This window comes from Shewanella sp. AS16, from assembly GCF_021412365.1.
GTDB classification, from domain to species: Bacteria; Pseudomonadota; Gammaproteobacteria; order Enterobacterales; family Shewanellaceae; genus Shewanella; species Shewanella salipaludis.
In genome coordinates this window covers 51,334-73,679 of record NZ_JAKCLK010000001.1, presented here as the reverse complement: position 1 = coordinate 73,679, position 22,346 = coordinate 51,334, and the positions used below count along the sequence as shown (strand labels likewise).

22 protein-coding genes and 2 tRNA genes are annotated in these 22,346 nt (G+C 56.7%); 15 read left to right on the top strand and 9 right to left on the bottom strand.

Translation table 11 applies throughout. The features are described from left to right. Positions 1–28 precede the first annotated feature (28 nt). Positions 29–469, top strand: coding sequence for a YcgN family cysteine cluster protein (locus LZP73_RS00365; protein ID WP_234232550.1), 441 nt, complete (start codon positions 29–31; stop codon positions 467–469). Positions 470–699: 230 nt separating this feature from the next. Next, a complete protein-coding gene (locus LZP73_RS00360; RefSeq protein WP_234232549.1) occupies positions 700–1,095 on the top strand; it encodes a VOC family protein in 396 nt (131 codons plus the stop codon). A 242-nt stretch (positions 1,096–1,337) separates the two neighbouring features. Here LZP73_RS00360 and LZP73_RS00355 read toward each other — a convergent pair whose 3' ends face one another. Further along, positions 1,338–1,655: a hypothetical protein gene (locus LZP73_RS00355; RefSeq protein ID WP_234232548.1), complete on the bottom strand. Its 318-nt coding sequence runs from the start codon at positions 1,653–1,655 to the stop codon at positions 1,338–1,340. Between the two features lie 217 nt (positions 1,656–1,872). On the opposite strand from LZP73_RS00355, the gene LZP73_RS00350 reads away from it, so the two are divergent. Genes LZP73_RS00350 through LZP73_RS00340 form a run of 3 tightly spaced genes read left to right on the top strand, consistent with a single transcriptional unit; the run spans position 1,873 to position 4,892 of the window. Beyond that, positions 1,873–2,367 carry a putative 4-hydroxy-4-methyl-2-oxoglutarate aldolase gene (locus tag LZP73_RS00350; protein WP_234232547.1) on the top strand — a complete coding sequence of 165 codons (495 nt, stop codon included), beginning with the start codon at positions 1,873–1,875 and terminating at the stop codon, positions 2,365–2,367. Positions 2,368–2,409: 42 nt separating this feature from the next. Further along, the gene (locus LZP73_RS00345; RefSeq protein ID WP_234232546.1) at positions 2,410–4,233 is read left to right on the top strand and encodes an AsmA family protein; all 1,824 of its coding nucleotides are present in this window, start codon (positions 2,410–2,412) and stop codon (positions 4,231–4,233) included. Continuing rightward, a complete protein-coding gene (locus LZP73_RS00340; RefSeq protein WP_234232545.1) occupies positions 4,230–4,892 on the top strand; it encodes a BsuPI-related putative proteinase inhibitor in 663 nt (220 codons plus the stop codon). The genes LZP73_RS00345 and LZP73_RS00340 overlap by 4 nt, the downstream gene beginning before the upstream one ends. 77 nt (positions 4,893–4,969) lie before the next feature. Here the strand turns inward: LZP73_RS00340 and LZP73_RS00335 are convergent, their stop codons facing one another. Both LZP73_RS00335 and gloB read right to left on the bottom strand, forming a co-directional pair. Next, complete coding sequence (locus tag LZP73_RS00335) at positions 4,970–6,514, bottom strand: lytic transglycosylase (RefSeq protein ID WP_234232544.1); 1,545 nt, start codon at positions 6,512–6,514, stop codon at positions 4,970–4,972. Between the two features lie 215 nt (positions 6,515–6,729). Continuing rightward, positions 6,730–7,506, bottom strand: coding sequence for a hydroxyacylglutathione hydrolase (gene gloB, locus LZP73_RS00330; protein ID WP_234232543.1), 777 nt, complete (start codon positions 7,504–7,506; stop codon positions 6,730–6,732). 171 nt (positions 7,507–7,677) lie between these two features. On the opposite strand from gloB, the gene LZP73_RS00325 reads away from it, so the two are divergent. Continuing rightward, entirely contained in the window at positions 7,678–8,424 is a 747-nt protein-coding gene (locus tag LZP73_RS00325) for a class I SAM-dependent methyltransferase (protein ID WP_234232542.1), read from the top strand. Between the two features lie 57 nt (positions 8,425–8,481). Continuing rightward, positions 8,482–9,378 (top strand): LysR family transcriptional regulator, encoded by an 897-nt coding sequence (locus LZP73_RS00320; RefSeq protein ID WP_234232541.1) that lies wholly within the window; start codon positions 8,482–8,484, stop codon positions 9,376–9,378. Positions 9,379–9,392: 14 nt separating this feature from the next. Here LZP73_RS00320 and rnhA read toward each other — a convergent pair whose 3' ends face one another. Continuing rightward, positions 9,393–9,866 carry a ribonuclease HI gene (gene rnhA, locus LZP73_RS00315; RefSeq protein ID WP_234232540.1) on the bottom strand — a complete coding sequence of 158 codons (474 nt, stop codon included), beginning with the start codon at positions 9,864–9,866 and terminating at the stop codon, positions 9,393–9,395. Between the two features lie 68 nt (positions 9,867–9,934). On the opposite strand from rnhA, the gene dnaQ reads away from it, so the two are divergent. From dnaQ to LZP73_RS00290, 5 genes are all read left to right on the top strand, one after another. After that, positions 9,935–10,663 (top strand): DNA polymerase III subunit epsilon, encoded by a 729-nt coding sequence (gene dnaQ / locus LZP73_RS00310; protein WP_234232539.1) that lies wholly within the window; start codon positions 9,935–9,937, stop codon positions 10,661–10,663. A gap of 10 nt (positions 10,664–10,673) precedes the next feature. Next, positions 10,674–11,975: a TIGR03503 family protein gene (locus tag LZP73_RS00305; protein WP_234233300.1), complete on the top strand. Its 1,302-nt coding sequence runs from the start codon at positions 10,674–10,676 to the stop codon at positions 11,973–11,975. A 127-nt stretch (positions 11,976–12,102) separates the two neighbouring features. Next, positions 12,103–12,179, top strand: a tRNA-Asp gene (locus LZP73_RS00300). A 65-nt stretch (positions 12,180–12,244) separates the two neighbouring features. Then, positions 12,245–12,321 (top strand) — tRNA-Asp (locus tag LZP73_RS00295). A gap of 311 nt (positions 12,322–12,632) precedes the next feature. Next, entirely contained in the window at positions 12,633–14,501 is a 1,869-nt protein-coding gene (locus LZP73_RS00290) for a cation:proton antiporter (protein WP_234232538.1), read from the top strand. A gap of 149 nt (positions 14,502–14,650) precedes the next feature. Here LZP73_RS00290 and sodB read toward each other — a convergent pair whose 3' ends face one another. Continuing rightward, positions 14,651–15,235 (bottom strand): superoxide dismutase [Fe], encoded by a 585-nt coding sequence (gene sodB / locus LZP73_RS00285; RefSeq protein ID WP_169565847.1) that lies wholly within the window; start codon positions 15,233–15,235, stop codon positions 14,651–14,653. 226 nt (positions 15,236–15,461) lie between these two features. Here sodB and LZP73_RS00280 point away from each other — a divergent pair, with 226 nt between their 5' ends. Continuing rightward, positions 15,462–15,794, top strand: a complete 333-nt coding sequence (locus LZP73_RS00280) for a Grx4 family monothiol glutaredoxin (RefSeq protein ID WP_234232537.1) — start codon at positions 15,462–15,464, stop codon at positions 15,792–15,794. An 88-nt stretch (positions 15,795–15,882) separates the two neighbouring features. Here the strand turns inward: LZP73_RS00280 and LZP73_RS00275 are convergent, their stop codons facing one another. After that, a complete protein-coding gene (locus tag LZP73_RS00275) occupies positions 15,883–17,118 on the bottom strand; it encodes a uracil-xanthine permease family protein (RefSeq protein WP_234232536.1) in 1,236 nt (411 codons plus the stop codon). Positions 17,119–17,313: 195 nt separating this feature from the next. Between LZP73_RS00275 and LZP73_RS00270 the strand changes: the two genes are divergently transcribed. Then, a complete protein-coding gene (locus LZP73_RS00270) occupies positions 17,314–18,465 on the top strand; it encodes a DUF2066 domain-containing protein (RefSeq protein ID WP_234232535.1) in 1,152 nt (383 codons plus the stop codon). A 74-nt stretch (positions 18,466–18,539) separates the two neighbouring features. Then, positions 18,540–19,250, top strand: a complete 711-nt coding sequence (hda, locus tag LZP73_RS00265; RefSeq protein WP_234232534.1) for a DnaA inactivator Hda — start codon at positions 18,540–18,542, stop codon at positions 19,248–19,250. A 163-nt stretch (positions 19,251–19,413) separates the two neighbouring features. Here hda and LZP73_RS00260 read toward each other — a convergent pair whose 3' ends face one another. The 3 genes from LZP73_RS00260 to arsC all read right to left on the bottom strand — a co-directional run bounded on the left by LZP73_RS00260 (position 19,414) and on the right by arsC (position 22,314). After that, the gene (locus LZP73_RS00260; RefSeq protein ID WP_234232533.1) at positions 19,414–21,381 is read right to left on the bottom strand and encodes a hypothetical protein; all 1,968 of its coding nucleotides are present in this window, start codon (positions 21,379–21,381) and stop codon (positions 19,414–19,416) included. 185 nt (positions 21,382–21,566) lie between these two features. Continuing rightward, the gene (locus tag LZP73_RS00255) at positions 21,567–21,950 is read right to left on the bottom strand and encodes a DUF2069 domain-containing protein (RefSeq protein WP_234232532.1); all 384 of its coding nucleotides are present in this window, start codon (positions 21,948–21,950) and stop codon (positions 21,567–21,569) included. Positions 21,951–21,963: 13 nt separating this feature from the next. Next, positions 21,964–22,314 (bottom strand): arsenate reductase (glutaredoxin), encoded by a 351-nt coding sequence (gene arsC, locus LZP73_RS00250; protein ID WP_169565841.1) that lies wholly within the window; start codon positions 22,312–22,314, stop codon positions 21,964–21,966. Positions 22,315–22,346: the final 32 nt, after the last annotated feature.

Below are 22,346 nucleotides of genomic sequence, written 5' to 3'. Positions count from 1 at the left end.
GGCTTTTTAATTGAGATTCAGAATACACATGGCGTTTTGGGAACAGAAATCACTGGCAGAGCTAAGCACACAGGAATGGGAATCCCTCTGTGACGGTTGCGGCAAATGTTGTTTGAATAAGTTGATCGACGACGACACCGAGGAGCTGCACTACACCAATGCGGCCTGTAAGTTGCTCGATGAGCAAAGCTGCGGCTGTCGGCACTATGATACCCGCTTCCAGCATGTGCCTCAGTGTACCGCCATCACGGCAGACAACATAGCCGAGCTCACCTGGTTGCCGGACAGTTGTGCCTACCGCCGCCTGCATCTGGGACGTGGCCTCGCAGCCTGGCATCCCTTGATCTCAGGTTCGAAAGACGCCATGCACCAGGCCGGGATTTCCGTTCTGGGCAAGGTGGTCAACGAGGAGCGGGTGCGCGACATAGAAGACCATATAGTGCTCTGGCCGCTGAAAGATCTCGACTGAGGCTGTTTATTCCCCATAGATTCATATTATGGCAGTTATCTCTGCCATTCTTCGGCTTTAATACCTGATTCTGTCCTGCTCGCCCGTCACTTTGGGTTTTCGCATTAAGCTTAAATGAATTGCCGGCGGGCATATTCTGTTATTGCCGGAAAACCAGGCTAGTATTAATTGGCTCACGTCACCCAAGGCATGGATAATAACGGTAGGAAAGGATAAAGTCAGGAGTCAATATGCCACCCGTTCTCTCGCGAGTCGATCATATCCATATTTATGTTGCGGATTTAACCGCGGCAGAAAAATGGTACAGGGATAATCTTGGTTTTACCCGGTTGCCGGCATTGGCCCAGTGGGCACCCGGCGGAGGCCCACTGACCTTAGCCAATGGTTCTGTGCATCTGGCTTTATTCGACTCCAAGACACCACAAAATACCACGGTCGCATTTGGCGTGAATTGCGCCGACTTCCTATGCTGGCAACAGCACCTCAAGAACTGCGGCATTCATTTCAGCAGAGTCGATCATCGCTTGGCATGGTCAATCTACTTTGCCGATCCCGATGGCAACCCGTTTGAAATTACCTCCTATGACTATGATGAATTAGCCGCAAAGTTGGCAGCCGCCACGTGAGCCATGAGGGGCCGGCGTTGAGGTGCTCGAATGCTGTATTAGGGATTAGGCTAAAGGAAACCAGGCCGACGCCCGAGAGGCGGTGCAGCAGCTTAAGCGGACGGGTATTGCAAGAAGGGCAGGCTCAAACATCCGAGCCTGCATGGGGTAACTCATGACATTCCCCTGATGCTTGAAAAAGAAATGCCGGTGATAAATCAGGGGATTAGTTGCAACAGTGTACCTGGTTAACAATATCCTGGTTATTTTTGACTCTGGTTCGCCATCACTCCCAGCACTTCGTCATACGTCATATTATATTCACGGGATAAGTTTATTATCTTTGTCTTATAGGTTTGGATATTTTCCTGTTGTGCGAGTTGGTGTTTCTTTTCGTCAACCAAGTCGTTTACAGTATCCTGTAATATTAATAAACGCCGCAGGCTGTAGTCGAGTGACTTAATATATTTAGCCATTTGTTGTTTGTTACGTGCTTGTTCAAGATCCGTTGAGAGTTTTTTATCGTATCCATACTCATCGAGGGCGGCTATCGCGCTCTGTAAATCAAGATCTTTAGTCATTGAGGTGTTCGCTTAGTTAAAAATAACCATATACAAGGTTTTTGAATAGGGTCGTGGACTCATAGGGTTTACGTTAAGCTTATTATAGTGTTTATGCTATCAGGCTCAAAGGCTTTATACACTAACGAGTCGAAAAGAGATATCCAATTTGTCACAAGGCTTGTCGCCTTGGTCGAGAGTGCGTAATCTAAGATTTTGATTTTGCAGGGAGACAAGCATGTTAGATCTGTTACCGGATTTATTCGATCACGATGAAGCCAGCTTGCAGCTGCTCAGGGGCGATTTTCGTCAGTTTGGCGCCAGAAAGCTTTTCTGGGGTGAGGTAGTGACGGTCAAATGTTTCGAAGATAATTCCAAGGTGAAAGACGTCTTGGCGCAACCTGGCCGCGGCAAGGTGTTGGTGGTCGATGGCGGGGGATCATCCAGACGGGCGCTGCTCGGCGATATGATAGCCCAATCTGCCGTCGACATGGGCTGGCAAGGGATAGTGATATTCGGCTATGTGCGCGATGTGGCAGCGCTTGCCAGGATGGACATAGGCATCCAGGCCCTCGGTGCCATGCCGATCAAAACGGCGAAACATGGCGTTGGTGAGATAGGTGTCCCCATAGACATAAATGGCGTGAAGATAACCGCAGGCATGCAGTTATATGCCGACGACAATGGCATTGCCGTCAGCGATAACGCCTTGGACCTGAGCTTTTTAGGCTAAACTCTTTCGTTAGCAATATGATGATTTAACAAGGATATGGTTATGAAATTGATCAAGTGGCTGTTGGCCGTCACTGTGAGCCTGATATTGGCGCTGGTGATTTACCTGACGGTGTTTTTTGACCCGAACGACTTTAAGCCCGAAATCATTGCGGCGGTGAAACAACACACGGGCAGGGAGTTGGCGATAGAGCAAGATCTTTCCTGGACCTTTTTTCCCGCGCTCGGCATCAATCTCGGTGGAATAGCCTTATCCAATCCGGCGGGATTCAAGCCCGCTGCCATGGTGGAGATCAAGGGCGCCGTCGCCGAAGTGGCGCTGATGCCGCTGCTCTCCAAAGAGGTGGAGATAGCTCAGCTCACACTCGACGGGTTAACCGTCAACCTGGTGACCCGCAAGAATGGCGAGTCGAGCCTGGATGGCCTGGTGGGTGAGTCCAAGACCCGCCAGCCGGCACAGCCAAAGCCCGCGGCCGTGAAGCTGGAGAGCCTGAATATAGGCGGAGTGAGCATAAGTCAGGCACAGGTCAACCTGATCGATGAGGCCAAGGGGCAGACCCAGAGCCTTAATCTGACCCGTTTCAGTCTGGGTAAATTTTCCCTCGACGAGTTCGCCTCCGTTGCCTATGACTTCGATGCCAAGTTGACAGATATGACGCTGCATAGTGAGGGTGAAGGCAAGTTGAAGCTGAGCCGGGATCTGCAGCAAGTGCAGGTGCGCGACTTTAAGGTCGCCAACCTGCTGCAGGGGGCCGGCATTCCCAAACAAAAACTGACGGCCGAGCTGCTCTTGGATGCGGACGTTGCACTGGATAAGCAGCAGTTACTCTTGACCCTTAGGAAATTGAGTGCCGGCGATATCCAGGGTTCGGGCCGGGTTGGGGTTAACTATGGCACCAAGGTGCCACAACTGGATGTCACCCTGGCCATGGACGAGTTGGATCTGGATGCCTGGTTGCCCAAGAGCGAGGCGGATGCCGACAAGGCCGCGACGTCCTCCCCCGCGACGACAGAGCCGGATCTCAGTGGCCTCAAGCAACTGGATCTTAAGCTGGCATTGACAGTGAAAGCCATCAAGCTGGCCAAGGTGCAGACCCAAAACTGGGCGATGACCTTGGCCATCAACAAAGGCATAGTGGATCTCAAGCAACTGACGGCAGACTTATATCAAGGGAAACTCAGCGCCAAGGCCAGGCTCGACGCCCGGCAGAAGGTGGCGAGTTATGAGTTTAACCAGCAGCTTGCCGGGGTGCAGGTCAGGCCCTTGTTGATGGATGCCGCCGAGGTGGATCTCCTGTCCGGCAGTGCCAACTTCAGCGTCAAGGGAACGGGCAAGAGCCTGCTGCCGGAAAATATCAAAGCCAATCTGCTGGCGAACGGCAATTTCGAGGTCACGGACGGCTCCCTCTACGGGGTCAATATTCCACAGATGCTGCGCGATGCCCAGGCCAAGCTCAAGGGCGATATGTCGGCCCAGGATAACGCCGAGCGCAAGACAGACTTCTCCAGCCTTGGCGGCAGCTTCACCGTGGCCAAGGCCCTGGTCACCAATCCGGACCTGGCGATGGCGTCACCCTTGCTGCGCCTGGCGGGGGCGGGGACAGCAAACCTTATCAGTGAAGCCCTGGACTACAAGTTGACCACCAGCCTGGTGGGCTCGCTCAAGGGTCAAGGCGGCGAGAGTCAGGATGCACTGGCGGGGATCGACATTCCCCTGGCCATCACAGGCACCTTTGAAAAACCCGAGTATGCGTTGGATACCCAGGCATTGCTGGGCGGAAAGCTGAAGCAGGAAGCCGCGAAGGCCGAGGAAAAACTCAAAGATAAGCTCAAGGAGTCCTTGCTGAAGAAACTGGGGGGTAAATGATGCGCCAAGCCACAAGCTTATTGCTGCTGTCTCTCGGGCTTGCGGCCTGCAGCTCCCCCTATCATGGCGAAGACAAAACCGCAGGGCAACAAACGCCAGCGGCCGTCGAGACCCAAGCCCGGCCCCAGCCAGAGGCTCAGCCGCAGCCAATGACGGCGAGCCAGCCAAGGCACACCGGGCCTCTGGTGAGGCCGCTGCCGCTCGGCATGAATGACAGTACACTCATTACACTCGGGCCACAGCAAGCGGCCAAAGGAGAGGACGGCATGGCGCAGGACTTATTCACCGGAGAACTCATCCTGGATTCGGCGTTCGAGCCTAACCAGCCGCTGAAGGTGACCCTGTTGGTGACCAATGTGCAGCGCCATGCCATTGCCCTGAGGTATAACTCGGGGATGACGGCCGATCTCTGGTTGCTCGATCCCCAGGGGAAGCGGCTCTGGGCTTGGTCGGACGACATGATGTTTACCCAGGCGCTGCGGGACACAGTGATCCAGGCCGGTGGCGTGATTAAGGTCAGGTTCCTGATACCCGCCAAGGCCCTGGCCAGGGTGAAGGGGAAAGGTTACTACCTGGAAGCCTATTTTGCCGGCAAGGCCCTGGAGGCACAGCAAGCTACCCTGGCCCCGGTGCGCTTGGCCCTGACGCCACCGCACTGAGAATAGCCGGGATTGCAGCGGACACGAAAACGGCAGCCTGGGCTGCCGTTTTTTTATCCTGGAACTGCGACAGTCCGTCAGACGTTGCCTTTGGTCACATTGACCAAGAGTTTCAACATTTGCCCTGGCTGTATGTAGCGGGCTGAACCCAAGTCGTTCCATTCGATCAAATCGCTCACCCTGACCTTGAAACGACTGGCGATGCGGGCCAGGGAATCACCGGATTTAACCTGGTAGTTGACTGTCCTTATCACGGCATTCGCGTCACTGGATGAACCATTCCCTTGGGTCCAGATCACCAGCTTCTGCCCCAATTGCAGCGGGTTCTTGCTGTTGAGGTGGTTCCAGCGACTGAGTTGGTCAATCTTGACCTTGTGTGCCCTGGCTATGGTCCACAGAGAGTCACCCGCCTTGACCTTATAGTCGAGTTTGTTGCCCTTGCCGCTTGGCTTATGATTCAGTCTCTGATTCATCGACAGAGTGTACAATTCAGGGTTTTGCGCCGACACAGGGATCAACAGATACTTGCCTGCCACTATGGTGTTGGAGGTCAAGCCGTTGCTCGAGCGAATGGCCGCTATCGTGGTGTTATGCCGCTTGGCTATGACCCCTATGCTGTCGCCGGATTTGATCTGATATCTGAGCCAGTTAATTCTGGCGGCCGAGTCTGTGTCTGCCAGTGCCTGTTTAAATTCTTCCGACTTGTCTATGGGCAACACCAAGGTGTGGGGTCCCTCTGGGGCTGTGGCCCAGCGGTTGAAACCCGGATTCAGTCGCTGCAGTTCTTCGGTCGACATCTTGGCCAGGCGGGCGGCGAGGGCCAAATCTATCTGGCTGTCGGCATCGACCACGGCGATTTGCGGCGCATTGTCTATGGCAGCCAAGGTGATGCCATAGTCATCTGCGTGCTTGATGACGTCGGCCAGGGCCAAGAGTTGCGGCACGTAGCGCTTGGTTTCTTTCGGGAGTCTCAGGGACCAGAAGTCTGTCTTCAGGCCCTTACTCTCATTGTGTTTGATGGCGTTCAGGACCCGGCCTTCGCCCGTGTTGTAGGCCGCGATGGCGTACAACCAATTCTGCCCCGTCTTGTTGTAGAGGTACTCCAGCATATCCAGCGCTGCCGTGGTGGCGGCGGGAACATCGCGACGTCCGTCGTACCACCAGTTCATTTTCAGGCCGAAGTGGCTGGCCATGGGGCTGGTAAATTGCCATAGCCCGGAGGCCGCGCCGTGGGAGTAGGCGAAGGGATCGAAGGAGCTCTCGACTATCGGCAGCAGGGCGAGTTCTATCGGTAATCGGCGTTTTTCCAGTTCTTCGACGATCAAATACAGGAAAGGGGCCGCGCGCTCGGACACTATGGCCAGGTGTTGCGGATGCGCTATGTACCAATCCCGGTAGTGGTTTACCAGTTTCTTGTCGGGCACGGCCAGGGTCATATCCTGACGGATCCGCTCCCAAAGATCTGTGATCTGTTCCTCGGCCGCCGGGGTTTCCACCAGGCTGACGACCACAGGTTGGGTCGCCGGCGGGGCCACGACAGGGTTAACCGCTTGGTCGTTCAGCATCTGACAACCACTGAGCAGGGCAAATCCCCCCGCAAAAAAATAAGGTGATACTCGCATCGAAAACGTGAGTCCTCTGTTATTGGCACCGCCTAAAAGCACATACCAGGCCAGTAAGTTATGGGCGCAGTTATTGAGCAAAGCGGCATATTCTAGAGCAAATACGGGTGCGTGTCTTTCAAATGTAGCAGAGAAACTAAGGTTATTGGCTGGGGGGCGCCTGACCGCAGCGGCCTAAACCGTCGCTTTGTAAGGGTCTTTTGCCTGGCCTGGGGCTAAAAATTATCTTTCCATTGGCGCAGCAGGGTGAAGGTTTGCAGCTCATCCAAATGGGTGCGGTTGAACTTCTCCTCTATGGCGTCTTGTATATCCTTGCGGAAACAACGCAGGAAAGGATTGATCGCCAGCTCGGTCGACAGCTCAGAGGGTATGGTCGGAATGCCATGCTGACGGGCCTTGACGACCCAGCGCTGGTACTCGCGCAGTTGCGGATTGAGGGGATCGACTGTGAGGGCGAAGGCCAGGTTCGCCTCCGTGTATTCATGGGCACAATAGACCCGGGTGTTCACCGGGAATTGTGCCAGCCGGGTCAGAGAGTGCAGCATCTGGGCGGCGGTGCCTTCGAACAGCCGGCCGCAGCCGCCACTGAACAGGGTATCACCGCAGAATAAGGCGTCCTGGATGAGGTAAGCTATATGCCCCGAGGTATGCCCAGGCACCCGGATGATGCAGCAGCTGGGCTCTATGAAGGGCAGGCGAATATTCTGATCGCCGGGCAAGGGCTGGTTGACCCCTGGGATCTGTTCGGCCTCGGGCCCATAGACGCTCAAGGCCTGCCCATAGTGCGCCTGCAGCTTGGCGATGCCGCCGGTGTGATCTGCATGGTGGTGGGTGATGAGTATGCCGGTCAGGGCCAGATCGTGGGCGGCGAGATAGTCAAGCACGGCATCGGCATCGCCAGGGTCGACCACATAGGCCTTAGTCGGATCCTGATCCCAAATCAGCCAGATATAATTATCATTGAAGGCGGGAATGCCTGATATATTAAGCATGGTATATTCCTGTAGGTCCAATGCCTTAGGCAGTATTGCGTCGCTGGCGTGTCATGGTCCTGCTTGACCATTCCAGTGTACGCAACACAATGATTGTTTGTATAGTGGTATCTGCCTGTCACTGGTACGACAATCTGCAAACGTATTCAGGCCGTCAACGAGGAGGCGTGTGTGTCCCATACCAATAACACCAGGAGCCATGCCAAGCCGCAGAGCTGGACGGCACTGCCAAACGGTGCCCAGTTGCGTCAAAGAGTGATGGCCTGCATCTCGCCATGGTGGCCGAAGATTTTCGGTTATCATCTGCTCAAGCTCGGCCCCCTGAGTGCCCAATTGCCCAGCGAGGGCTGCAGCGTGGCGCATCAGTTTTCCCTCTTCCCGGACAGAGGTGCACAGCTCCAGGGGGACTTTTGCCACTTGCCACTGCAACATGCCAGCATGGATGCCGTGCTCATGAGTCTGCTGCTGGAGTTCGAGGCCGATCCCTACCGTATCCTGCGGGAAACGGACAGGGTATTGATCTCAGGTGGTTACTTGCTCATCGTCGGCCTCAATCCCCTGAGCCCGGCCTTTATCGGCAAGTTGCTGCCCAAACACAGGGATGAACTGCCCTGGAGCGGCCGTTTCTTCCTGCCGTCCAGAGTCAGGGATTGGCTGGGGTTGTTGGGTTATCAGGTGGTCTGTGATGAACGTTTGCTGTATCACAGCTTGCTGGGGGAGTTCCAGGACTCGGGGTTCTGGCAGCAGACACTCGAGGCCTGGTTGCCCAGTGCCGGCAGTCTGTATTTGATCGTCGCCCGCAAACTGGAGACGCCGCTCACCCCCATAGCCGACAGGCGTAAACGGCGTCAGCCCCAGTGGTCGACGGCGCCCAGCGCGGGTCGCAGTGGCAGGGTGTCACAGCCGAAAACCAAATGATATTCTTGGCAGCGCCGTATTAACGCATTCGTCTCTTTTCAGGAACCTTTCTTCGCCATGCGCATTACCCTCAAACAGTTGGCCGTGTTCGATGCCGTCGCCAGAATAGGCCAGGTGGCCAAGGCGGCCGAACACCTGAACCTGTCAGCCCCCGCCACTTCCATGGCGCTGGCCGAACTGGAAAAGCAGCTCAACAGCCGGCTGTTCGAGCGTCTGGGCAACAAGCTGCACCTCAATGCCCAGGGCAGCCTGTTATTGCCCCTGGCCAGCGATCTGCTGCATAGGGTGGCCCAGATAGAAGCGGCATTCAGCAGTCAGGACGGGGAATTGGTGGGGCAGCTCAACGTCAGTGCCAGCTCGACCATAGGCAACTATCTGCTGGCCAAGGCGGCGGTGGCCTTCTGCCAACAGCACCAGGAGAGCCATGTGGAGCTCGACATCAGCAATACCCAGGCGGTGATCCAGGCGGTTGCCGAGTGTCGCAGTGAGTTGGGTTTCATCGAGGGCCATTGCGCCGACAGACGCATCGCCGTCGAACCCTGGCATAGAGACAAGTTGCTGGTCTTCTGCCACCCGGCGCATCCCTTCGCCAACAAGCGGGTGTCACCGGCGGAGGTGACGGGCTTTCCCTGGGTGCTGAGGGAGGAGGGCTCGGGGACCCGTGAACATTTTGTCAATGCCGCCAATGCGCTGGCGATGCAGCCTAAGGTGAAGTTTTGTTTCAATACCCCTGAGGCCATCAAGCTGGCGGTGAAGCAGGGCGCCGGCCTGGGGGTATTATCCGAACTGACGGTCGAGAAGGAATTGAGCCGCAAGGAACTGGCGCTGGTCACAGTCGAGGGCCTGGCACTGGAGCGCAGCTTCTATTTGATCACCCACAAGAGCCGGCACCCGACGCCGTTGGGGCAGGCCTTCATCGCTTTCTGCCAGAATTTTTTCAACATCACGCCCTAACATGCCGGCATGGCTCAGGCCTGATAGCCGGTGTCGGCTTGGGTCGGCGAGGCTTCGGCCGCCTGTCTTGCCAACACATCACAGCGCTCATTCTCCGGATGGCCGGCGTGGCCCTTGACCCACTGCCAGTCGACCTTATGCTGCTGCGAGGCGGCATCCAGGCGTTTCCACAGGTCGACATTTTTCACCGGGGTGCGGTTGGCCGTCATCCAGTTTTTCTTCTTCCAGCCATGGATCCACTGGGTGATGCCCTGGCGCATATACTGGCTGTCACTGGTGAGCACTATGTTGCATGGCTCTTTCAGGCTCTCCAGGGCGATGATCGGACCCAGAAGTTCCATGCGGTTATTGGTGGTGAGCGAGAAGCCGTCGGAGAGCTCCTTGGTATGATGTTTATATTTCATCACGATGCCATAGCCGCCCGGGCCCGGATTGCCTAAACAAGATCCATCGGTGAAGATATGGATTAGTTTGAGTTCAGTGTTCAAGTTGTTACCATAGCCATGAATTTCGGCCGAGTATAACCAAAAATACCTTAAAGAAGCTGCAAAATATTATGAATATCATTTCCAACGCGAGCCGTCAGGTCATACTGGATACAGAAACCACGGGTATGAATCAGGGGAGCGGCGCGATTTACCTTGGGCATAGGATCATCGAAATAGGCTGTGTCGAGGTGATCAACCGCAAGCTGACCGGGCGACATTTTCATGAGTATATCAACCCTGAACAGCTGATCGACGAGGAAGCCATCGCGGTCCACGGGATCACCAACGAGGCGGTGGCGGGCAAGCCCAAGTTTCGTGACATTGCCAGGAGCTTCATCGACTTCATCGACGGTGCCGAAATTGTCGCCCATAACGCCAACTTCGACGTCAGCTTCATGGATCACGAATTTTCCCTGTTGCAGCCCCAGGGGCCCAAGACGGCGGATATCTGCCAGGTGCTGGATACCCTGGAGATCGCCAAGTTTCTGCACCCAGGGCAGAAGAATAACCTCGACGCCCTATGTAAAAGGTATGGCATAGACAACTCTCGCCGCGAACTCCACGGCGCCTTGCTCGATGCCGAGATCCTCGCCGACGTCTATCTGATCATGACCGGCGGTCAGACCAAGTTCAACCTGTCCAATGAGCAGGCGGGGCAGGAGGGCGGAGGCATCCAAAGATTGGACCCACTGAAATCTAAGCTTAAAGTGATCTCTGCCTCGGCCGATGAACTCCTTATGCATGAACAAAGACTCGACTTGGTGGCCAAGTCGGGGAAATGCCTTTGGAGAGGATAGACCGAGCGTGATGACCCTGCCTATGCGGCTTTTTGCCTTGCTCCTGTGTTGCTGCCTGCCCAGTGCGGTCCTGGCCGTGACCCAGGCGACCCAAGCGGCCGAACTCAAGAACCGTTTTCGCATAGATCACATGGTGGACAGCGTCACCCTGTTGATCAAACGCGATTATGGCTCGGCGCCCGTGATCCTGATATTGCCCGATGGCAGCAAATGGTACACCAGCAGACACCCGGACACGGTCAAATGGGTCGATGGCCTCTCGGGAGACATGATCACCATAGCCAATCCCATGCCTGGCCCATGGCAATTGCTCGGCAGAGTCACCCAGGGGTCAACCATAGACAAGATTTCCAAGCTGGAGATCCAGGTCGAGCCGCTGCCGCAGCCGCTGTTTCAGGGGGAAAGGGTCAAGCTGGTGGCCAAATTGATGGGCGATGCCCAGCGGCTGCGGATGCCGGGATTGGACTATCTGTTCGAATGGTCGGCCAGATTCATCAGTACCCACCAGGCGGGTGATGAGAATTTTGCCTCGGGCACCCTGATAGTAGGTTCCTACAGTGACGATGGCGAAGGGCTGGATGAAAGGCCCGACGACGGGGTGTTTACCGCCAAACTCAATCTCAATCAGCCATGGGGCGATTATGTCTTCGAGGTGAAGGCCCATAACAATGTGTTCGATCGCCAGGTGAATCTGCCGTTCAGCCTGTCACCCAGCCCTGTCACTGTGACCTTGATGCAGCTCGATGGCACCGACAAGGACAGGCGCAAATTGCACCTGGAGATAGATGATACCCAGCTGGTGTTGGCGCAGACCCATGTCAGGTTCGAACTCTTCGGCCCGGCGGGACTGAGACTGCCCATAGTGCAGCAGGGCTTCAGTGAGGCGAGCAGCGACCTGTTGTTGCCCCAGGCGACCGAGTTTGGCAGTTACAGAGTCACAGGTTTTCTCGCCAGCACCACGCCCGCCGGCCGTGAAGTGGTCATAGACTTACCCGAGCATTTCTTTAACCTGATCGCCCCGCCGGATCCGCCACCGAGCGCCGCCGAGCTCGCCAGAATCGCGGCCAAGAAGGCGCGGATAGCCGAGGCCAAGGCCAAGGATGATGCCATTTTTTGGATAATCACCATCAACATCAGCCTGTTGTTGCTCGGGGTGCTGGGGTTGGTCATCTGGCGCAAACGCCAGAATCTGGCCCAGGCCTTGGCGGCCGCCGAGCAGAAAGCGCAGGCATCGGCGGCAACATCGACAGCGCCGTTGGCGCCGCAGGAGATAGATCTGACCCTGCCGGACGAGGATGAACTCGGCGATTAGTCCGGCTGCGGGGGTAAATTGTCAGCCATTTTAAGTCGTTGGTCATTTTTTGACTCATCGGCAGAGTGCGGTGAAAAAACGGTTGACGCTGCCCGGGGGCAACCGTATTATGCTTCGCATCTCGAGTGGAGCGGTAGTTCAGTTGGTTAGAATACCGGCCTGTCACGCCGGGGGTCGCGGGTTCGAGTCCCGTCCGCTCCGCCAATCGAGAGCCAGATTTTTTGCTGGGTCAGCTGACTCAGCAGTGCTGAAAAGCCAAGCCAGTTAATGGAGCGGTAGTTCAGTTGGTTAGAATACCGGCCTGTCACGCCGGGGGTCGCGGGTTCGAGTCCCGTCCGCTCCGCCAACTCAAGAGAAAAGCCTCATCGAAAGATGGGGCTTTTTTCGTTGTGGATTTTCTCCCGGCCCATTTAGCCTTCGATCGAATACTAAGCCCATGGCCTGCTATCCAGAGCACTATGTAAAGAATGATGCAGAGCACTATGCAAAGAGTGGCGCAAAGAGCTATGCAAAGAACTATGTAAAGTACTACCGAGAGTGGTGCCGAGAAAGTTGCTGGCCCGGCGGGGAAAACCGCTATGATACAGGGTGTCGGCGCCGTTGCTGCCCTTGGGGCATATAGGCAAAGACAGGATTTTACTCACCTAAGGAGAGCTTATGCTGGAAAGGATCACCGGGATGTTGGCACTCATAGGTGTCTTGTCCTTATTCTGTCAGTGGCTGGGATGGCGCCTGCGTCTGCCGGCCATTCTGCCGCTGCTGCTCTGTGGTTTGCTGCTCGGCCCAGGCTTCGGGGTACTGGATCCCGATGTTCTCTTCGGCGATCTCTTATTTCCCATCATTTCACTCGGGGTTGCGGTGATCCTCTTCGAGGGCGCCCTGACGCTTAATTTCAAGGAAATCAAAGATCATGGCCGCATGGTGACCCATCTCATCACCATAGGCACTCTGCTCACCTGGGGCTGTGCCACTGTGGCCAGCCATTACCTGCTGGCATTCGACTGGTCATTGGCGCTCTTGTTCGGTGCCCTGGTGGTGGTGACGGGGCCGACAGTGATAGTGCCCATGCTGCGCAGTGTCAGGCCCAAGTCCCAGCTGGCGAGTATCTTGCGCTGGGAAGGCATAGTGATAGATCCCATAGGCGCCTTGCTGGCGGTCCTGGTGTTCGAATTTATCAGCGTTGCCGCCGCGCCCGCGTCCCATGTCCTCTCTGCCCTGGGATCCATGCTGTCGCTCGGGATAGGCCTGGGCGCGCTGGCAGGTTATCTGCTGGGCCAGATATTGCGGCATAATCTGTTGCCGCACTATCTGCGCAATACCGCAGTGTTGACCCTGATGCTGGGGGTATTCGTCGGCTCCAACCTGTTGCAGGAGGAGTCGGGCCTGCTGAGCGTGACGCTGATGGGAGTGTGGCTGGCGAACATGCGCGGCGTCGACATAGCCGACATTCTCGAGTTCAAGGAGACGCTGACTGTGCTGTTGATCTCGGCGCTGTTCATCCTGTTGGCGGCCAGGCTGGACTCGGATGCCCTCATGGGCCTGGGCTGGGGCGGCCTCGGGGTGCTGGCGGTGATCATGCTGGTCGCCAGGCCGCTCAGCGTCTGGTGCTCCGGCATAGGCACTTCGCTGTCTGTGGCCGATAAGTGGTTTCTGTCCTGGGTGGCGCCGCGCGGCATAGTGGCCGCGGCGGTGTCTTCCCTGTTTGCCATCAAGCTGGAAGCTTTGGCCATTGCCGGCTCCGAGCTCATCGTGCCCCTGGTGTTTCTGATCATCATAGGCACTGTGGTGATCCAGAGCCTGACGGCGGGGCGCTGGGCCGGCTTTCTAGGGGTCAAGGCGGGCTCGGCCCAGGGGCTGCTGATCTTCGGCGCCTCCAAGTTTTGCCGTGAGTTGGCGAAAGTTCTCCAGGCCAATGGGATCAAGGTCATCTTGTCCGACAGCAACTGGGACAATATTCGTCTGGCGCGGATGGACAATATCCCAGTGTATTTCGGCAATCCGGCATCGGAGCATGCCGAAACCTATCTGGACTTGACCGGGATAGGCAGGGTGCTGATCATGTCGCCCTATCGTCAGCTCAATCCGCTGGTGAACTTTCATTATCAGGACATGCTTGGGCCCACCAAGGTGTTTGGGTTGAACAATATCGACCCCGGCAGCGCCAGACATCAGCTGTCCGAATCTTACCTCAAGCGCCTGTGCCTGTTCGGCGAGGCGGTATCCTATGCCAAGCTGGCCAGCCTGATGGCCAAGGGCGCAGTCATAAAGAGCACCCACCTGACGGAAAGCTTCGGCTTCAATGACTTCAAGCAGCGTTATGGCGAGGGGGCATTGCCGCTGCTCTATCTGAAGGATAACAAGCTGGTGGTGGTGACCGCCAATGAAGCCTTGCCCCTGCCCGACGACATAGAGCTAATCAGCCTGATCACAGTGGAAGCCCTGCAGGAGGCCAGGGAACAGACCTTGCTGCAGCAAGCACAGCAGCAAGAAGCCGGGAGCAGAGCCGGGGCAGAGGCGACAACCTGAGCGCCGCATGAGGCTCGGGCCCGACTCGGCGCGCTGCTGTGTTGGCAAAAAGCCCATAAAAAAACGGATACCTCAGGTATCCGTTTTCAGTTGCAAGCGCTTGGCACTTGGTCTCTATTGGCTCGGCCAGAGACAATGCAGCGCGCTGATTAAGCGGCGAAGTTCTGGTTAACGAAGTCCCAGTTGACCAGCTGCCAGTAGTGCGCCAGGTACTCTGGACGCAGGTTACGGTAATCTATGTAGTAAGCGTGTTCCCACACGTCCACTGTCATGATAGGAGTAACAGACTCATCGGTCAGCGGGGTGCCGGCATTGCTGGTGTTGACTATGGCAACTGTGCCATCGGCCTTTTTCACCAACCAGGTCCAGGCGCTGCCGAAGTTGTTCACGGCAGAATCAGTGAACTGGGCCTTGAACGCGTCGAATGAACCGAAGGCGGCATCGATAGCGGCAGCAACGGCGCCTGTTGGTGCACCGCCACCGTTTGGTGACAGGCAGTTCCAGTAGAAGGTGTGGTTCCAAACCTGGGCCGCGTTGTTGAACACGCCACCGCTTGAAGTCTTGATGATCTCTTCCAGGCTCTTGCCTGCGAAATCAGTGCCTTCAATCAAACCATTTAATTTAACAACGTAAGTGTTGTGATGCTTACCATAGTGGTATTCGATGGTTTCTTGAGAAATGTGGGGTTCAAGTGCGTTCTTTGCATAAGGTAATGCGGGTAATTCGAAAGCCATTAGTATCTCTCCATGGACTTAGGTTATCGTTTTTTTGACTTGCTCACTGCCAGCTATTGTACCGATAAAATCCCTTAAGTGAATCATTGTTTGGCTAATTGTCCAGATAGTCGGCGGTTAAAAATCAAATGCAGGCATAACCTTACAAACTGTGGGATTTTGTTCTCAGGTCAGCTGTCGTACAATATAGTCCATAAAGTCAATGTCGTCGTATTAGGAAAAGCAGATGGAAACAGTAGAGAAGATTAAACAGCAAATTGCCGAAAACCCTATCCTGGTGTACATGAAAGGTTCACCAAAACTGCCGAGCTGTGGTTTTTCATCTCAGGTAGCCCAGGTGATGATCAATTGCGGCGAACAGTTTGCCTTCGTCGATATTCTGCAGCATCCGGACATACGCGCCGAACTGCCTAAATTCGCCAACTGGCCAACCTTCCCACAGTTGTGGATCGAAGGTGAACTGATCGGCGGCTGTGACATAGTGATGGAAATGTTCCAGAAGGGCGAGTTGCAACCTCTGATCAAAGAGACGGCCGACAAGTATAAGACGGCCGAGTAAAGCCCGCATTCGGGATGGAAAAAGCCCCGGCTCATTGAGCCGGGGCTTTTTTATATCTGCGAACTCATGCCAGAGGCGGAGCAGGCATCTAAGCCTGGGCCGCTGCCGCCAGCTTCTTGGGCTTAGGCAACAAGAGGTTCATCAAAATGGCGACTATGCCGCAGAGGCTGATGCCGGTCAGGCTGAATGAGCCTATGCCGAATGCCATGCCGCCTATGCCGAACACCAGGGTAACGCCCACTATGCTGAGGTTGCGCGGCTCGTTCAGGTCGACCTGATTGCGGATCAGGGTATTGAGGCCGACGGCGGCGATGGAGCCGAACAACAGACACATGATGCCGCCCATCACAGGCACGGGGATGGTTTGCATCAGGGCTCCCAACTTGCCGACGAAGGCCAGGGTGATGGCCGTGATGGCGGTCCAGGTCATGATGCGGGGATCGAAGTTGCGCGTCAGGGTGACGGCGCCGGTGACTTCGGAGTAGGTGGTATTTGGCGGCCCCCCGAAGGCCGAGGCGGCTATGGTGGCTATGCCGTCACCGGCCAGGGTGCGGTGCAAGCCGGGCTTCTTCATGAAATCTTTGCCGGTGACATTGGAGATCGCCAGTATGTCGCCTATATGTTCGACGGCGGGGGCGATGGCCACGGGGATCATGAAGGCGATGGCATGCCAGTTAAACTCCGGGGCGACGAAGTGCGGCATGGCAAGCCAATTGGCGTCAAGCACAGGGGCGAAGTCCACTATGCCATAGCCCAGACTCAGACCGTAGCCGACCAAGATCCCACTCAGGATAGGCATCAGCTTCAACAGGCCCTTGGCGAAGATAGCCACGGCTATGGTGGTCATCAAAGATGCCAGCGAAATCACCAGCGCGGTATTGGCTTGTACCAGCACCAAGCCGCCATCGCCGCTCTTGCCCAGGGCCATGTTGACCGCAACCGGTGCCAGTCCCAGGCCTATGATGATGATCACCGGGCCCACGACCACGGGCGGCAACAAGTTGTGGATGAAGTGACTACCGCGCAATTTAACCAGCGTCGCCAGCCCCAGGTATACTGCGCCCGCGGCCATCAGGCCACCCATGGTCGCGGGTATGCCCCAGGTCTGGACCCCATAGAGGATAGGGGCGATGAAGGCGAAGGAGGAGGCGAGGAAGATGGGGACCTGGCGTTTGGTCACCAGCTGGAACAGCAGGGTGCCTATGCCGGCGGTAAACAGGGCCACGCTGGTGTCCAGCCCGGTCAACAGGGGCATCAGGACCAAGGCGCCGAAGGCGACGAACAACATCTGTGCGCCTTGTAGGGGTAAAGCCAAATTTTTCATTATGTTATGCTCATGCCAATATAAACCGGCCTATGTTAGCAGCTTGTGCCGCCAAGGACGAATGATCTCACTCGTTGGCGGAGGTTATCCGGAATAGTCCGCCGGGATTACCTGCGGGTGCGGCCTTAACCCAGGCTGACAGAAACACCTCTCAGGCTCGCTAACCCCGCCAACTATGATACACTTGGCGTCAATGTGTTCATTTTCCCTTTCCCAAAGATGCTGAAAATCTTATCAAAAGCCACCTTATTTCTGTGTGTGTATTCCTTGCTGTCGATTGGCAATGCCATGGCGATCGAAGTGTCACAATTGGCCGATGCCGAGGTGGCCGTCGCTTCCCGAGATGCGGGCGAACGGCATCAGGGGCTTAAAACGGCATTGCAACAGGTGATACTGAAAAACGCCGGCGATGAAGCCGTACTCGATAACGAGTTGATCCGGGAGCAGCTCAAGCGCCCGGAAGCCCTATTGAGCCAATACGGCTATGTCGAGCGTGACGCCAAGCTCTGGCTGCAGGCCAGTTACGATCAAAGCCGCATCATAGCTCTGCTGCGTCAGGCGAATCTGCCCGTGTGGGGCAGCCAGCGCCCCTTGACCTTGGTCTGGCTGGCGATGCAAAACCAGGAAGAGCGTTTGGTGCTGGGGGATGCCTCTGCGCTCGCCGAGCGGCAGCAGTTCTCGCAGTTTTCCGCCGAACGGGGGGTGCCGCTGTTATTCCCTTTGATGGATCTGGACGATGTGATGCGGGTCGGCGTGGCGGATGTGCGCGGCATGTTTACCGAGGTCGTCGCCTCGGCTTCGGCGCGTTACCAGGCAGATTTCTTCGCCATCGCGGCATTGGAACCTGCCGCGGGCAGCATCAAGTATCAACTCAGTTTGTTTCCCAAAGACAGTGCCGGCGCAGGCACTCAGCCCGCCTTCTACCACCAGGGGGAAACCGCGGATTCGGCGACGGCGATCAACGAGATGATGTCGGCGCTGAGCCGCTATTTCGTGGCCCAATATGCCATAGCAGATTCGGGGGAGAAGCAGCAGAGCAGCGTCACCTTCACCGGCATCAACCAGATGAAGCAACTGGTTGAAATTGAAAAGTACCTGCAGCAATTGAGCGTGGTGAATACCACCAGGCTGAGCCGAGTCCAGGGCGACACTGTGACCTTCAAGCTGGAGCTGTTCGGCTCCGAAGCCGATTTGCAGCGGCTGCTGAGCCTGGAGCCGAAGATCTCTGTGACCCAAGATGCGGCCCAAGATACCGCCGAGCATAACCCGTCGGCGCAGTTCTCTGCCGACGCCGCCCAGGCTTCATCGGGTGCGCCCCAGCTCCTGTACCACTGGCGCCTCCAGTGAGCTTTTAACATTCCAGGGGGCCTGTGTTACACTGGCCGCCGCAATTTTTTATTTTGATATCGAGACGTACCTGAGTGACACAAAACTCACCTCTGCAACTTTCCCTGCCGGTGCACTTGCCCGATGATGAGACCTTCAACAGTTACTACCCGGCCATGGGGAATGACGAGTTGATCCAGAAACTGCAGGCCAGTGCCCAAGGGCAAAGCGATGCGGCCATTTATCTCTGGGGGCCGGAAAAATCCGGGCGTACCCATCTGCTGCACGCCGCCTGTGCCCAAGCCAATGAGCGCGAGCGGCGCAGCTTTTATATTCCTCTGGGGATACATGCGAGCATCTCGACCGCCTTGTTGGAAGGCCTGGAAAACCTGGATCTCGTGTGTATCGACGACATACATGCGATAGCCGGGCATCCTGTGTGGGAAGAGGCCCTGTTCGACCTCTACAATCGCGTTGCCGAGCATAAGCGTTGTGCCTTGGTGGTCAGTGCCAATTCTTCCCCCCTGGATGCGGGTTTTTGCTTGCCGGATCTGATCTCACGCATGCAATGGGGGCTCAATTACCAGCTGCAGCCGATGGCGGACGAAGAGAAATTGGCCGCCTTGCAGCGCAGGGCGGCGATGCGTGGCTTGCAGTTGCCCGAGGATGTCGGACGTTTCCTGCTCAATCGCATGGCCAGGGATCTGCGGACCCTGTTCGATGTGCTGGATAAGCTGGATAAGGCCTCCATGGTGCATCAGCGTAAGCTGACCATACCCTTCGCCAAGGAAATGTTGCGCCTCTAGCCCTCTATCCCTCTAGTGCTGAGGTTGGCAGGTTAAACACAAAAAGCGCGGCCATTGGCCGCGCTTTTTATTGTGCTTTGCTCGTACTTTCCTCGAGTTTGCCCGGTGCTCATTGCCTACCAGCCCGAATGCCGGGCTCATGAATGAGACTCAGGAGCCGACTTCAGTTGTTGAGCGGCTTATGCCTGTCGCCGCTTAACCTGAGTTCTGGGGTGGCATCCGGGGAGAGCCTGGATGCGACTCCCTGGGACTTGGGCTGGCTTGCCATGGGCGAGATGCCCAGGTTATCGCTCCAGGAGCGCCCCTGCGTCATGGCAAGCGGCTCGGGCAGAGCGGCTAGGATGGCGGCGCCATTGAGTTCGGGCAGGATCCCATCTATGACAAGTGCGGCACGGTCGGCAAGCTCAGGCGCGCCGATCCGCCCCCGCTGACCCCAGTCGACCTTGATGCTGGATGCCGTGATCTGGGCAGGCTTATCCGTCACAGCCACATCCCTCTGTATGCCGTACCTGTGACTCATCATGGCTTCTTCAAACAACATGGCGGTATCTTCGCGGCTGCTGCTGTAAGCATAGAAGTCATTGGCCCTGTCATTCCGGAAAAATTGGCTGATATCGCTGGGAGTATAGGCCTTCTGGGTGGCGTTGGCGTCGGCGCCGAGGAAGTTGACCTCGGCCAGCGCCAGCATTTCGGTGCTGTTGAGGGGATACAGGTTGCTGACGCTATCCGAGAGCAGTGCCTTGGTGGCGTCGCGGCGCCGATAGTCATCCAACAGGGTAGGTCCGCTCAGGCTGGCGTGGATGCTGCGGGGGAAGAAATCGTTGGCATGGCCCAGTTCATGGTAGAGCAGGGAGGCCAGATCCGGCTGGAGCGCCGTCAGGGTACGGGCGGCTCTCTGGCTGCGGTCGTAGAAACGTGAGACATAGGCGTTATCTTTGACATAACGCCATGGCATCAGGAAGGCGAGCTCGTTGCCGAAGCCGGCGCGGTAGTCAGGAGCCTCGTTGATGCTGTCGCGCTGAGCGGCCGTCAGCCAAAGATCCTCGGGATCCAGGTAGATGGCTCCGGTAGCCACCCAGTAGAAAGAAGGCCTTATGTCGCTGGAGATCACCACGGCGGTGACGGCTTGCAGCAATTTGGCAAAATCACTGTCCGGATCCATTTGGGTCAGGAAGGCCTCGAAGTTTTCCCCCATCCAGTCGTGGGATACCAGCAGCCGGTCCAGTATCGCTTCTCTATCCGTCGCCTCGGCCTGCTGGCCTATGAGCGGCAGTTGCGCCAGGGGGCAGGTGTCGTTGAGCTGGTTGGAATAGACACAGGGGGCGAGCGTGGCCGCATAGGCAGAATCTGCCCTGTAGGCATGGGTGCGGGCGACCGGGGTGTCGAAATAGCTGGAGTCGATGGCGGGTGCCTGGGTGATCAGCAGATAGGCATTTTCGGTCAGGACATTGCCCGCCACTGTGGCGCTGACACTCAACTGACTCAGGGTGTCCCGGTCGACTTGCGGTGCCTTGAACAGCGGCCTTTCCTTGTTGCTGAGATCGACCGAGAGATCCGGTCCGGCGGCGACACACCAGTCGATATCGGCGGCGACGGCATTGTCGACCCGTCCCAGCCGCAGGCTGACATCATTGCCTTCGACGACCTGCTGATCCTGGCGCACATTCAGTGACGTGCCGGCGGCATCGACCTGGATCTCTATCTCTTCGCTCACGTCCACCCCGGCGCCTGTGACGGTCAGGCGGAAACCATAGGCGCCGTCGAGCTCGGGGGCTAGCGCCAGGAGGGGACCATGACTGTCGATCAGGCTCAGCGCCGGCCCCGCCGTTTGCTGCCACAGATAATTCAGCCCCTGGCTGTCTCTGCCGCCAATGCTGGCCATTATGGCTCCGGCCTGACCGGCAAGGTAATGACCCTCCAGCTGGAAGGAGAGCTCAGAGCCCGTGGTCACGGTTTGCAGCGAGGCGAGGCTGTCACAGCGTTGCAGTTGGGTCAGCGTCGACTGGGCCGGCGGCGTGGGCGTTGGGGTGTTGGCCGCGCTGCTCGAGCCTCCGCAACCCGCCAGTGGCAGTGTCATGACGAATGCGAGGGGCAGGGCTGCGGCCAGTGGCAGCTGTCGGGTATGTCGCATGCTAGGGCTCCGGTGGTGAGGTGACGCCATTGTTGGATTTTTGTAACTAATTAGCCGATAAGCCAATATAGCATGCTGATCTGAAATGAGAAATGCCCGAGCGGAAGCAAATGGCAGAAATGAAAAAGCGCCCGTGGGCGCTGGGTACTGAGGCTGGCCGCCTTGGCGAATGCCGGGGGGGCCAGTTACTCCTTGGTCTTTTCCTTGAGCTTTTTCAGCCCCAGACCCAGCTCACGGCCACGGATTCTGGCATAGAAAGGGAAGGCGACGAGCAGCGCGGCTATCAGGCCGACCTCTATCAGGGCAAAGGCCAAATCCGTCTCTGCGAGGTAGAGCAAGGTCAGGCCATGGAGCATGTAGAGGCAGAGAATGAAACTCGCCCAGGCATAAGTGTACGGGTTACCCCTGATGATCCCAGCGAGGGGAAATAATAGAGGAATAATCCATAAGATACTGAACAGCACCGAGTACTCACCGCGCACTCCCTGGCCTATGAACCAGGCCGACAGGAGCAACACCAGAGCGATATAGCCGATACGGCTGAGCTGGAATAAACTGCTTGATTTCATTGTATTACCAGATTCAGAGAAGTGTGAGCACGTTTTCCGGCGGACGGCCCAGTGCCGCCTTGCCATTCACCAGGACGATAGGCCGCTCTATGAGCTTGGGATTGGCCTGCATGGCGGCGATGAGTTCGGCATCCGACAGCGCCGGATTGTCCAGTGCCAGCGCCCGGTATTCGTCTTCCTTGGTGCGCATCAATTCTCTGGGACTCAGCTGCAATGCCGCCAGGATCTCGGTCAGCTCTGTGGCGGTCGGCGGCGTCTTGAGGTATTCGATGACGCTTAACTGGCAGCCCTGTTGTTCCAGCAGTGCCAGGGTCTGGCGGCTCTTGGAGCAACGGGGATTGTGGTAGATGGTCGCATGGGTCATATAGGGGTGAACCTCGATCTCTTGGATGGGTT